Source organism: Bradyrhizobium sp. BR13661 (genome assembly GCF_029892425.1).
Lineage (GTDB): Bacteria > Pseudomonadota > Alphaproteobacteria > Rhizobiales > Xanthobacteraceae > Bradyrhizobium.
Genome location: NZ_JARXWB010000008.1, coordinates 16,096 through 29,193, shown reverse-complemented (window position 1 = coordinate 29,193; position 13,098 = coordinate 16,096). Strand labels below are relative to the sequence as shown.

The following is a 13,098-nucleotide window of genomic DNA, read 5'->3' as shown; positions in this document are numbered from 1 at the left end:
AGGCCGTGTGTTTGGCCACACCTGTATGCTGCTGTGCGGTCTTTTTGCGCTACACGTTTGCGCAGCAGACCGTGGGTGCCAGGTCAGCACCCGGCCTTCCCTGCGCCCTTTGTTTCCAGAGGGCGTGAAGATGAGAGCAAAGCTCGGGCGGAATACGCCGCGAGAAGCGAAGGTGTGTCTACAAGCTGAAATGCCAGCTGGAAGAGCAAGGTTGTCGCCTCATACTTCGTCATTGCGAGCGCAGCGAAGCAATCCAGAATCCCTCCGCGGCGGCAGTCTGGATTGCTTCGCTGCGCTCGCAATGACGAGGAGGAAAGACTTGTGCGCCACACTGCGCTCCCGTGCCCCGGACGCAGTGCAGCGCCCCTTCGGCGGTGCGCTGCTGAGCCGGGGCCCATCTCTCCATATGCCGTGCCGCTCTGGGTCCCGGCTCTGCGCAGCAGCGTTGCACGCTGCAGCGCGTCCGGGACACGGACCCGCAACCAGGTCAGCCCCTCTGACCATCTTTTGGCGTTGCAGTTGCTGCCATTTCTCGTCTAGAAACGGGCGCACTGAGCCTCCCGGCAACCATCCGTCAACGGTTTTGACCGAGGATTTGGGGCTCAAAAGGGTCTGGCAATGCTGATTCGCGGCCAAATCGATGGGATTTCGGGGGAGGTGGCTCTGGCCGCCGCCACGATCCCGGCCGCGTCGCTGTCCACTCTTCTTATTGGCGAGCTCCTTCTTAGCTGCCCCTGAGGGCCGGCTGGGCGCACGCGCCTGGGCACTCAGGGGTTGGTCGAGATCACCGGACACCTCAAAGCGCCCAGCCAACTGACGGCGCGAAAGCTCAAAAGGAAATTTGCAATGGCCCCCGCGAACAAGTCCGACAAGGACCGCGTCATCATTTTCGACACCACGCTGCGCGACGGCGAGCAGTGCCCCGGCGCCACCATGACCTTCGAGGAGAAGCTCGAGGTCGCGGAGCTGCTGGACGATATGGGCGTCGACGTCATCGAAGCCGGCTTCCCGATCACCTCGCAGGGTGACTTCGAAGCGGTGAGCGAGATCGCCCGCCGCTCCAAGAACGCCGTCATCGCCGGCCTGTCCCGCGCCCATCCGGCCGACATCGATCGCTGCGCCGAAGCCGTGAAATTTGCAAAACGCGGCCGCGTCCACACCGTGATCGCGACCTCGCCGCTGCATATGCGGGTGAAGTTGAACAAGACGCCGGAGGAAGTGCTCGAAACATCGGTCGCGATGGTCGCGCGCGCCCGCAACCAGATCGACGACGTCGAATGGTCGGCCGAAGACGGCACCCGCAGCGAGATGGAGTATCTGTGCCGCATCGTCGAGGCCGTCATCAAGGCCGGCGCGACCACGGTGAACATTCCTGACACCGTGGGCTACACGGTGCCGGAGGAATACACCCACTTCATCAAGACGCTGATCGAGCGCGTGCCGAACTCGGACAAGGCCGTGTTCTCGGTGCATTGCCATAACGACCTCGGCATGGCCGTGGCGAATTCGCTGGCCGGCGTGATCGGCGGTGCGCGTCAGGTCGAGTGCACGATCAACGGCATCGGCGAGCGCGCCGGCAACGCTGCGCTCGAAGAGATCGTGATGGCGATCAACGTGCGTAACGACAAATTCCCCTACTGGAACAAGATCGACACTACGCAGCTGACCCGCGCCTCGAAGGTGGTGTCGGCGGCGACATCGTTCCCGGTGCAGTACAACAAGGCCATCGTCGGCCGGAATGCGTTCGCGCACGAGAGCGGCATCCACCAGGACGGCGTGCTGAAGGACGCCTCGACCTACGAGATCATGCGGCCCGAAATGGTCGGCTTGAAACAGTCCTCGCTGGTGCTGGGCAAGCACTCCGGCCGCCATGCCTTCGTGCACAAGCTGGAAGAGATGGGCTACAAGCTCGGCCCGAACCAGCTGGAAGATGCGTTCACGCGGATGAAGGCGCTCGCCGACCGCAAGAAGGACATCTACGACGAGGACATCGAGGCGCTGGTCGACGAAGAGATGGCGGCCTCGCACGACCGTATCAAGCTGACCTCGCTGACCGTGATCGCCGGCACCCATGGTCCGCAGCGCGCGACCATGAAGCTGGACGTCGACGGCCAGATCAAGATCGAGGAGGCCGAAGGCAACGGTCCAGTGGACGCGGTGTTCAACTGCATCAAGCGCCTGGTGCCGCACGAGGCCAAGCTCGAGCTGTATCAGGTCCACGCGGTGACCGAAGGGACCGATGCGCAGGCCGAAGTCTCGGTGCGGCTGTCGCAGGAGGGCCGTTCGATGACGGCGCGCGCGGCGGATCCGGATACGCTGGTGGCGTCCGCAAAAGCCTATCTCGGCGCGCTCAACAAGATCGTCATGAAGCGCCAGCGCGACAACGTGACGACGGCTGCGGCGAGCTGAGAAGCACCGCTGCGAGTTGTTGCACCTCTCCCGCTTGCGGGAGAGGTCGACGCGTCCGGGCGATGCGAAGCATCGTCCCGCGCGGCGGGTGAGGGTTCTCTCCTCTGGGGGAGTCCCGCTGTTGATACACTCTCTCCCCACCCTCTCCCGCAAGAGGGAGAGGGAGCTCAGCGGCGTTCGTGGTGAATAGCTGCCCTGCTAACGGCCAATAGCACGCAGTAGCGCCGGCCTGTATTGAGCATGACGACAGGCCGCCCGCGCATCGGGCGGCCCAAGACATAACAGGGAGAGACTATGCGCACCTTCGCGATCGCGGCGTCCGTCGCGGCACTGGCTTTGGGCCTTTCCGGCCCCGCTGCCGCCGACCCGATCATCATCAAATTCAGCCACGTGGTCGCGACCGACACGCCGAAGGGCAAGGCGTCGGAAAAATTCAAGGAGCTCGCCGAGAAATACACCGGCGGCAAGGTCAAGGTCGAAGTCTATCCGAACTCGACGCTTTACAAGGACAAGGAAGAGCTCGAGGCGCTGCAGCTCGGCAGCGTGCAGATGCTGGCGCCGTCCAACTCGAAATTCGGCCCGCTCGGTATCCGCGAGTTCGAAGTGTTCGATCTGCCTTACATCCTCCCCGATCTGAAGACGCTGCGGAAGGTGACGGAAGGCCCACTCGGTGCGCGCCTGCTCAAGCTGCTCGAGCCGAAGGGTATCACCGGCCTTGCCTATTGGGACAACGGCTTCAAGCAGATGAGCGCCAACAAGAAGCTGGTGGCACCTAGCGATTATCAGGGCGTCAAGTTCCGCATTCAGTCCTCGCGCGTGCTGCAGGCGCAGTTCAAGGCGCTCGGCTCGCTGCCGCAGGTGATGGCGTTCTCGGAAGTCTATCAGGCGCTGCAGACGGGCGTGGTCGACGGCCAGGAGAACACCTGGTCGAACATCTATACCCAGAAGATGCACGAGGTGCAGAAGTACATCACCGAGACCAATCACGGTTACATCGGCTATGTCGTGATCGTGAACAAGAAGTTCTGGGACGACCTGCCGGCCGACATTCGCGACCAGCTCTCGAAGGCGATGAAGGAAGCGAGCGACTTCAACAACGCCCAGTCGCAGAAAGAGAACGACGACGCGATGGCCGAAATCAAGAAGAGCGGCAAGAGCGAGATCATCAAGCTCACGAGCGAGCAGGACGAGGCGATGCGCAAGGCGATGGAGTCGGTCTACAAGGATGCGGCAAGCCGTGTCGGCCAGCCGCTGATCGACGAATTCCAGAAGGAAGCCAAAAGCACGACGAACTAGTCTCAACGAGACATCGATGAGGGGCTTCCATGCTGCAACGCGGAAGCCCTTTGTTGCAAATGATTTCCAGCTCGCGATTTGATATGCATCAAGGAGTTACATCTTCGTAAGAGTGGCCTGTCTGTCCAAGTTGTAAGTTGCGCCTTGGCCTTACGACGCTCATCTTCAGGGCATCCTTCCAGAGGAGGTTCGGATGAGGAAGTTCACCATCGCCGCCATCGCCGTGCTCAGCATCGCCGGCTCGGGGGCGGTCTACGCCCAATTTCATCGCCCGTGGATGGAGCACTTCCACCACGTCCGCATGAACCCGGAAGATCGCGCCGCGCTCGTCGACGCGCGGATCGCCGCCGTTCATGCCGGGCTGAAGCTCAATGCCGATCAGGAGAAGCTGTGGCCGCCGGTCGAGGCCGCGGTGCGCGACTTCGCCAAGCTGCGGCTCGATCGTGCCAATGCGCGGATGAACGCCGGTCCAGGCGACTCGAGCAGCGATGCCGGCAAGCCGGATGATCCGGTCGCCCGCCTGCGCGAGCGCGCCGACGACATGGCTGCGACCTCGGCAGCGCTGAAGAAGATCGCTGATGCAGCCGATCCGCTCTACAAGAGCCTGGATGACGGCCAGAAGCGTCGCCTTGCCATGCTGACCCACCACCGCGGCCCGTTCGGCGGCGGTGAAGACGGCCCGCCCCGCCATTTCAGGGAGCGCATGGACCGCATGATGGAGCGTGGCATGGAGCACTTCCACGGCGGTGACCGCGATGGTGGCCCAGACAGGGAAGGGCGCCTTTGAGCGACCCGGAATTTCCCGGGGATTAACCTTGGAGAAGCCGCTGGAATCCAGCGGCTTTTCGCGTTTCCGGGGGCTGTGGAAGAACCTTGGAAAACATGCGCCACATCGCTTGCCAGACCCGGATCGCTTTGCTAAACGACCGGCCTCGCAAGGCATTGACCGCCTTTCGGGCGCATAGCTCAGTTGGTAGAGCAGCTGACTCTTAATCAGCGGGTCCCAGGTTCGAGCCCTGGTGCGCCCACCAAGTCTTTCAATGACTTACCCTCGCGAACCGTTTGAGACGACCGAACTAAAACGGTTTTTCAAACGGTCTTTTTAGAGCCGGCTGGCGAGTTCACTCTCGGCATTGTGATCTACTCTACCGGTGTGGGCAGAGGCCAAGGCGACTCGAAGGCGCGCGCGACCGAACCGCTTCCTTGATCTGTATCTGGGTCAGAGCCGCTCGACAGATCCGGCACTTTCCCACGTCTGTTCGATGTCATCGGCGACGCATTGGGGCAGCTGCGCCGCGCTGCCATCGAAATAGTGCATGAAGTCGACGTGAACTCTCATGTTGTCCGGCCGATAAGCCGCTATGAGGTCGTACAGGGAACTGACCCTGCCTCGAAGCGCCGATAGACCGATTTGTGCATCGGTGATCGCGGCTCCTTAGTCTCCGTATCAATGGGAAGATCGCGAACCCCGGCCTTTAGGAAGCTATCCGCCTGCTCATTGTGTTGGGGGCCGCGGGATCGGGTGACAGCCTTAGGACACCGCTGTCGTGCTTCAGGCCGCCCTGGATGAGCGAAGCTCCAGCGAGTAAGGTCTCTGTCGCAGGACTCTCCTCACGATGATCATCAAGCGGATCAACTTTACCCTCTCAAGGCTGAAACAGGGGTTCGATTCCCCTAGGGAGCGCCAGCAATCTCAAGCACTTAGGTTGCCATCAACCGCACTCGTTGAATAATGGTTGAATAAGACGCCAGTGAATAACGGCGAACGCTTGGGGAATTTGCTGCTGACATTGGCAGACTAGCCTCGGTGCGATGCCGCACTGTGGCTGGCGCATTCGCAAAAATTTCCTCATCGCCTTTGGTGTCCGGAAACATTCAAACCGCCGCTGACGTGCGCTGTCGTGCGCGAGCGCCCTCGAATGTTCGTATTGACGTTGTGGTCGCACAATCAACTCTCGCCTATCGAGCTTTGTGCGAATAGGTGGGCCACGTGAGATACTCTCGACGAGAGAAGACGGGCGCACAGCCGTCACAAGTCAGTCTAGACGATTGGCATCGAGGATTCGAAAAAGGCCAACCGCGGTATGTCAGCGGCCCGCTAAGGCTTGACCGTGCTTGCAGGCGCTGGCACGCACTACGACGCCTCATCAGAAAGACCGGGCGCGCATTGAGGTGACGCTCACACGCCCGAAGCTCAGTAAGAACAGCGCAAGGTAGGCCCTATGGTTGACGACATACCGGCCCACGCGGCCGCCTACGTGCAGATCAGAACGGCACTGCAGAAAATCGAGACCCGCACGGAGGACGGAACACTGCTCGTGCTCAAGGGGCACTTGGTGCTGGAAGAGCTGATCCGGGCAAAGCTCGACGCTGCGCTGCAGGACCCGGCCCAGCTCCGCAAAAGCCATCTCACCTTTTTCAATCTTCTCTGTGTAGCCCGGGCGGTCTTTGGCGATGTTACGGACGACTCGCACGGCGAATCTAAGTCAATGTGGGACGTGGTGGAGGCGTGGAATACTCTCCGAAACAAACTCGCTCACCGCATTGAGCCGACCGATACGAAGCAGCTGCTGGGCCGCATCGTTTACTGGATGCCGGACTGGAAGCACGAACTTGAGACCGAGGATGCGCAGAACGCATTGAGCGTGGTGATCGGTATGCTCATCGCCCGGCTAGGTGAGCTGAAGGTGGATGGAGCCAAGCTACAAACAGAAAATAAATCCGCGAATTGAACTATCTTTTCGATTTTTGTGCCGATACCCAGGAAGCCTCCATAACGGAGGCTTAGATGACGAAATTACGCGAAGTGATTTTTTTACATCGTCCGCCGCCGTCCCGGCATTACCGATCGTCAGCTTACCGAGGCCATCTACGGCTCTGGCCAACGGCACCAGCAAGTGAACGCAGAGTGCCGGAATTGCTCGGAGATCGAGCGGAGACAGGGGGCTGTGCATATAGAAAAATACTTACGAGAGCCGGCGGTCGCGCTGGCCGGATAGGGAACGAACATTGATCGAGAAAGCGAAGGTACTCATTGTCGAATCGAGCGGGCCGCAGGATTTCTATTCCGAAGAGTTGGATGGCCCGCTCACCTATAACCTGACCAAGCTGCTCAGCATCAACGCCCGGCTCGTCTATGCGATCGACGAGACGCATTTCAAGAAAGCGGTCGCACGCGCCGCCAAGCTGCATTGCAATGTGCTGCACGTTTCCTGTCATGGGCGTGAGGAGGGGATCAGCCTCACCGATGACACATCGATCGACTGGCCCGAGTTCGTCCAGATGTTCACAGACAACCGGTACAGTCCGAAGGCGCTTGTCATGTCTTCATGCTGGGGTGCGGTCGACGAGATCGCCGACGAGTTTGAGAAGGTGAGGTTCAAGCCGGACATCATCTTCGGCGCAACTGATGACCGGTCGTACAACGAATACGCCGTAGCCTGGACGATCCTGTACAACGCATTCTCACAGGAAGGTGTTGACAGGGATGTTGCGCGGGAAGCGTTGCGGGCCATCTACGTAGCCGCACACAAGAACTTCCGGTACCTGCGCTGGCATGACACCAAGAAGGAATACGTGCAGTTCCCGGGAGATAGTCGGAAGTACGAGATCATCGAGAAGTCGAAAGGCTCGAAGAAGAAAGTCTCTACTGCTTCCCGCTAGTCTTGGACCAGTTCTCAACTGCCTGCTGTACCGTCAGTTCTTGTCGTAGAGCCTCGGCAATGACCGCTGCGGGCACTCGCTCGACGACCACGAAGCTTTCGGTAATTGCCCCTTTAGCCTTGTCCAGCACCCAGCTAGGGATCTTTGATAGGTCGGAACCGTGGCTGGGCGTGCCGTCTTGATTAACAACGGCGATCTCGTGCCCCTTCAATTGGATGTGGCTGTGCTTCTGCATCCCTGTCGTATGCGGATTGTCGATCCGCACGCTCCACTTCTTGTCTACCGGGTATTGCCTGCCCTCCGGCAGAAATTCCGCCGCTCGTTGCGCTGCAACGGCATCGTCGGTTCTGAAATAAATGAAATCCATTGTCCCCACACTCATCGACCTGGATGCTATACTGTTTCCATACGGCTCCAACCTATCAGCAGACCCTTCCGTCGGTCCGTGACTAGCAACCGGTACTTCGACTCCAGTCAATCCTCGCTCGCCGTCGAGAGACGAAGGATGTGGAGCGTGCAGCGGATCGCGCTCATGACCGACTGCACGTTCACGGGCATCAACTGGAAAGCGTTTCACTCATTTCGCCAAGCCCAGTGGACAGTTGCATACTGTTCCCGTCGGCAGCGCGATGCGCGTATAGCTCACAGAACGCCCATCAGCCTTCCGGCACCCCGCGCCAGGCCATCGACCTGATTCTGTGTGAGGACGTAGCGCGCCTCATACCGGAGGCCGCTTTTTTCAGTGTCGGACGCCTTGCAGATCATCATCGCGGCCTGCGGCGAGACTTCCCGCTTGACCAACGCTGCGAGTGCCGGGTGTCCCTTGCCTGACCGCGCCGTGCGGAAGAGGGAGGCATCGGCCAGCTGATCGCCGAGCACTATCCAGCCGTGTCCGTCCCACGATGGGTCCGATTGGCTGAAGCGCTTGCCGTCCAGCTTGCCATCTTCTCCGAAAACGCGGACACGATCGGCATATAGCGATCCGACCACGACATACGCTTTCTGCTTCACGTGCTTCTCTAGCAAAATGGAATGGAGGGAGCTCATGGGCAGGCACGCGGCGGGGATCGGCGGGAAATGCTTCAGCAGATCAACGCCGGTCGCGGCGAGCGCAGCACGATCAGCATCAGTCAGCGAATACGCGGCATATGCTTCAGCTTCTTCAGGCGAGAATGAAGCCGCGATGAGTGGCCTAATGTCCAATCGTTTTCCCGTTGCTGCCGGTTGACAACCGGGCGGATGCTATACTGCTTTCGTGGAATCTATCTACAAGTTTGTCGCCAAGTGGCGGGACGACTACCGCTCCAACAGTAACACGATCACCGTAGGCAGGCCGCGCTATATCTGCTTCCGAGGTGTGAGCGGACCAGTGGCCACGCGGCCCCTCTTAGGAAAGATACGCCTTCGTCCAAAATCTTAGGATTCTGGCCTGAATTGTGGGTGCGGCGTTTTGATTCCTGCGTTGAAAAATGTGCGAGCCTTGTCGAGCTTTGCTGCCGCAGAGCAACGTTGATCGGGGTTCGCACAAACTATTGAATACAAACCTACTTTCTCCTACCAATCGACTCACTTGCAACATCGCGATTGACCTTACAGATCATGGCCGAGCTGTTTCCTGCATACGCTCCAATCCCGATCATCGTGGCGCGAAACTCCGCCGCCGCAATCGCGGCTATTCAAGAAAGACCGGCGCTAGCGCTCCTGCCGGTTCATACCGATTGGAACGACTTCAGTTATCATTTTGGCGCAACGCTTCTCGTGATGACCTCCGCCAAAGAAGCGACGTCGATCGACATCCGCCTCATGTTCGAGGGGAAAAGGCGAACCGAAGATGCGATCACCGAACTGCTTGGCCAGCGTGCCTGGGCCCCGCTTGCCGAAGCGAATCTTCCTTATTGCTCCGTGCTGGATAGTCTGGATCTCTACCGCGAGATCGTTCGTCTTCTCGGCTTCGAACGGGCTGTTACAGCACTGCGTACTCTAGGTGACGCTGCCGTCCTACGCTTCGAAAGGGTGGACCCGGCAAGAGTCGCGCTTCTGGAATCGGAAACATTTTCCTACGGTGCCCTGCGCGCCGAATCCGCATATGTAGCTTATCGGCGCGGAACAAAGTATTTGCGGCCGCAGCCTATAATCGATGTCGAGGACGCTGCGACAAGTTTCATTGTGACAGCGCAACTGCCCTCGGCGGAAAATCCCTACATTGTGGATTTTGATTTTGATCCCGATGCGCTTTCCCGCAATCGAATAACGGTCCTGATCGGACGAAACGGGACTGGCAAAACCCAATTGCTGCTAAGCTTCATTGCCGCGATGCGGGCTGGTCATGACGTTGATCCTCAGAGCCCACCCGTCGGCATTAGTCCGCCAGCTTCCTTCAATCGCATTTTCGTCTTTTCCTCGGTGGCATCGGATGTGTATCCACGATCAATCCCACCGTGGTTAGGGGTGGACTATCAATACTTCTCGATGATCCTGAGTCCAGCGGGAGAGGAGAACGCGCTCACGTCAGCTATCACCGACTGCTTGCGGGACGACGGCAAGATCGCCTTTACCCCTAGTGACGGCTCTATGTTCGCCCGGACCGGGCGGATGGCATTGCTTGACCAGGCGCTGGATTCGCTGGGATTTGCGTCGTCCGTTTATCTGCCACTCAAATCCTCAAATGGACCCTACGACCTCTTTACGCATCAACGCGGCGATCGCCTTTTTTTTCGACTCGCGGATGCGAAGAACTTAAATGAAAAGCGCCGCATACTGCTGGCGCAAGCGATTGACCCTCAACAGCAGCCCGTGCTCTTTGGAATCGGACCGGGGGTGCGAGAGTTAAGCAGCGGTGAACTGGCAATGTTGCGTTTTGCGGCGCAAGCAGCCGGCTCGGCCGAGCGGGGATGTTTGTTTCTGTTCGACGAACCGGAAACCCACCTCCACCCGAATTTCGTATCGGAGTTCATGGCGATTTTGAATACGGTTGTGACCGCGACACAGTCCGTCGCGATTGTCGTAACCCATTCCGCCTACGTCGTGCGCGAGGTGCCGAGTCAAAGAGTGCGAATTTTCTCTCTGGAAGATCGCAAGATTGCCGTTGATAAGCCGCGGCTTCAAACATTTGGAGCAAGTATTGACAGCATCTCCCAGTTCGTCTTCGCGGACACAAGCATATCGCACCAATATCAGGAGACCCTGCAAGCCTGGTTCGAAACGCTCGGCCCCGGTATCTCTATCGAGGCGATTATTGAGCAGTTCGGCAACCAGATGAATAGCGAGACGCTCTCCTACGTCGCGCGCCTCATTCGAAATCGTTCAAAATGATACGGATAGAAATGCCCGCGGCGGCAAGCGACGACGCGCATTTGCAGAAACTCTGCGGTAAGCAGCCATGGTCACTCCATTACTCTTTGTGGCAAGCAGCCTATGCGCGGTATCGCAGCCATAAAGGCAACCCATGGCACATTTCCCGAACGGCCTTCGTCCCTGACGTAAGCGATCAGCAAACGGCTCTTTATGAGTCGCAGTCAAGCTCGCAGCGGATCGTAAAGATCCGCCAGATGCAGTTGAAGAGCTGCCCAATGTGCGGGTCCTCAGTGACTGGAACTGTGGACCACTATCTCCCTAAAGAAGACTTTCCAGAGTTCTCGGTGATGGCCGCAAATCTAGTGCCTGCCTGCTCTCACTGTAACTCAGGTAAAAAAGGTAGAACATTTCGAGGCACGTCTCAGAATGAAAGATTCCTCCATCCGTACTTCGATACGCTGGCAGGTCAACCTTTGTGGTTGACGCGCATCATTCCTCCCTATGAAGCTGCACAATTTGAAGCGGCCCCTATACAAAGCTTGAGTGCTAATAATCGCGAGCTCATGAAATTTCATCTGCGTCATGTTCTAGGACAGCAGTTTCATCGTAACGCCGAGAACCTTTGGGCGACTTACCCACAGTATCTCAGGGATGAGGTTGGTGGGTCTGCTCCGATGGCGCCCGCTCGCGCGCGCAAAGAGATCGCCCGGTCACTGAGAATGAGCATTTTGACATCGGGAGAGAACAGTTGGAATGCGTCATTCTTTAGGGGGCTTGCGGAGAACGGTGATGCGCGAACGTATCTGGCCCGTGCCGCACGGGTCCTGAAGGCCACTCCGCTTCCTTTGAACGGACTGCCGCACGTCGCTGATTGTTCTCCACATCGATATCCCGGAAGTCGGACATGATCTTCACGTCGTCGCGCTGGTCGCATTGAGGCACGTCAGGGCCGTCAGCTGCCGTGCCCGATAATCTGCGCGCAAGCCTAACCCTAAGATCATCTCGTCATTGGATCAGTGGCGCAGAAACGAAATCAAATCAACCTGTTAGAAGCGACAACGCCATTCGGCGCCCGCATCCTTGGGACATTTCCGACCATTTTCCCGACATCCTGCCTCGGCCATTCGTCCTTTGCCTTTGAATCGGGGCTCATCGCTGACGGGTAAAAGTCGACCGCAACGCTTGGTAGAGCGAAACCCGGGTGGCTAGTTCCGCTAAGATGCATCATTGCCTGATTCGGTTTGCTGGCGTCTTCTGCGTAATTCGGCGTCCCTTTCTTAGTGATCAGAAACATGGATGAGCAACTGGCGTTGCGCCTTCTCAGGCGTATTATGCAATGGGATGAGGAAGTCGCGACCCGGGAGTATTCATGGGTTCGCCTTCTTGCCGGCCTAAAGTACGATGGATATGGCGACTATGTCGCAGGCGTCCGTTTTGCGGAGAGCCTAGCGGGATGGCTTGCGCAGTTCGAGCAGGGTGATCGACAGACTGCTTACGACTTCGTCAAACATCGCTTGGTTTATTTCTCTGGTAGCGAGATCAAACGGCTGGTTGTCGAGCTCCAGCCTCGCTTCGTCGAGCCAATGCTCAGAAGGGCGGTCAGCGATACATGCAAGGTCCCGGCGTACCTTGCGTTCGCCGCCCCCAATGCGAGTGCCGAATTAAGGCGCCGTCGACGGCAAACGCTGTACATCGGACTGAGTGATGGTGCTCGCATCGACGTCTTGCGGCGAGCCAACGCCGGGACGCTGCTCAACGATCAGATTGTACTGGCAGCACACATCGATCACGAGAAATGGGAGGATCTCAGCTCAAATCTAGCCACTGATCTCGCTAAACTTGGCGGCACGGGCGAGGCGCTGTTCCGCAATGTCGTTCTCATCGATGATTTTACGGCATCCGGAACAACGTTCGTCAGGAAGAAGGATAACGGAAAATGGACCGGCAAGATCTATAAGTTCTTCACCGCCGTCGCCGAAACGCGCAAACATTTTCTCGAGAACAACAAGCATTTCCCGCTCGCGCCCGATGCCGCCATGCGTGTTCATCACTATATCTCAACCACCCAGGCTCGAAATGCGATACTGACGCGCCTGGATGCCGTGAAAGCTGACGTGACCGGCTGGTTTCCAGATGTGTCGGTGACCGAAGGACTGCTGCTGCCACCGACCGTCACAGTCGATGAACAGCGCGACCCTGAAATCTGGAAGCTTACGGAAAAATATTATGACCCTGACATCTACGAACAGCTCAAGGCGCATCTCAGTGCGGACCAGAAGGATTTGAAGCGCGGCTACGCTGACTGCGCCCTTCCTGTTGTTCTTGAGCACAATTGCCCGAACAATTCGCTTACGTTGCTCTGGGCGGAAACCGAGGGAGAGGGCGGTGCGCATCCTATGCGCGCCCTATTTCCCCGCCGTCACAGACATTCCTGAA

Annotated in this window: 9 protein-coding genes and 2 tRNA genes; 9 read left to right on the top strand and 2 right to left on the bottom strand. The window is 58.4% G+C overall.

What is annotated here, in order from left to right; all coding sequences use genetic code 11:
* Positions 1-846: 846 nt before the first annotated feature.
* The 7 genes from M2427_RS15285 to M2427_RS15255 all read left to right on the top strand — a co-directional run bounded on the left by M2427_RS15285 (position 847) and on the right by M2427_RS15255 (position 7,368).
* On the top strand, positions 847-2,409 hold the full coding sequence (locus M2427_RS15285; protein WP_280707202.1) for a 2-isopropylmalate synthase: 1,563 nt from the start codon (positions 847-849) through the stop codon (positions 2,407-2,409).
* A 294-nt stretch (positions 2,410-2,703) separates the two neighbouring features.
* Entirely contained in the window at positions 2,704-3,705 is a 1,002-nt protein-coding gene (locus M2427_RS15280; protein ID WP_280707201.1) for a TRAP transporter substrate-binding protein, read from the top strand.
* 193 nt (positions 3,706-3,898) lie between these two features.
* Positions 3,899-4,492, top strand: a complete 594-nt coding sequence (locus M2427_RS15275; RefSeq protein ID WP_280707199.1) for a Spy/CpxP family protein refolding chaperone — start codon at positions 3,899-3,901, stop codon at positions 4,490-4,492.
* A 168-nt stretch (positions 4,493-4,660) separates the two neighbouring features.
* Positions 4,661-4,736, top strand: a tRNA-Lys gene (locus tag M2427_RS15270).
* 525 nt (positions 4,737-5,261) lie between these two features.
* Positions 5,262-5,392 (top strand) — tRNA-Glu (locus tag M2427_RS15265).
* Between the two features lie 535 nt (positions 5,393-5,927).
* A complete protein-coding gene (locus M2427_RS15260) occupies positions 5,928-6,437 on the top strand; it encodes a hypothetical protein (RefSeq protein WP_280707198.1) in 510 nt (169 codons plus the stop codon).
* 277 nt (positions 6,438-6,714) lie between these two features.
* On the top strand, positions 6,715-7,368 hold the full coding sequence (locus M2427_RS15255; protein WP_280707197.1) for a hypothetical protein: 654 nt from the start codon (positions 6,715-6,717) through the stop codon (positions 7,366-7,368).
* Here M2427_RS15255 and M2427_RS15250 read toward each other — a convergent pair.
* Both M2427_RS15250 and M2427_RS15245 read right to left on the bottom strand, forming a co-directional pair.
* Positions 7,352-7,735 carry a hypothetical protein gene (locus M2427_RS15250; protein ID WP_280707196.1) on the bottom strand — a complete coding sequence of 128 codons (384 nt, stop codon included), beginning with the start codon at positions 7,733-7,735 and terminating at the stop codon, positions 7,352-7,354. The genes M2427_RS15255 and M2427_RS15250 overlap by 17 nt on opposite strands.
* A gap of 275 nt (positions 7,736-8,010) precedes the next feature.
* Entirely contained in the window at positions 8,011-8,571 is a 561-nt protein-coding gene (locus M2427_RS15245) for a hypothetical protein (protein WP_280707195.1), read from the bottom strand.
* Between the two features lie 396 nt (positions 8,572-8,967).
* Between M2427_RS15245 and M2427_RS15240 the strand changes: the two genes are divergently transcribed.
* Both M2427_RS15240 and M2427_RS15235 read left to right on the top strand, forming a co-directional pair.
* Positions 8,968-10,680, top strand: a complete 1,713-nt coding sequence (locus M2427_RS15240) for an AAA family ATPase (RefSeq protein ID WP_280707194.1) — start codon at positions 8,968-8,970, stop codon at positions 10,678-10,680.
* A 1,274-nt stretch (positions 10,681-11,954) separates the two neighbouring features.
* Positions 11,955-13,097, top strand: a complete 1,143-nt coding sequence (locus M2427_RS15235) for a hypothetical protein (protein ID WP_280707193.1) — start codon at positions 11,955-11,957, stop codon at positions 13,095-13,097.
* Position 13,098 lies beyond the last annotated feature (1 nt).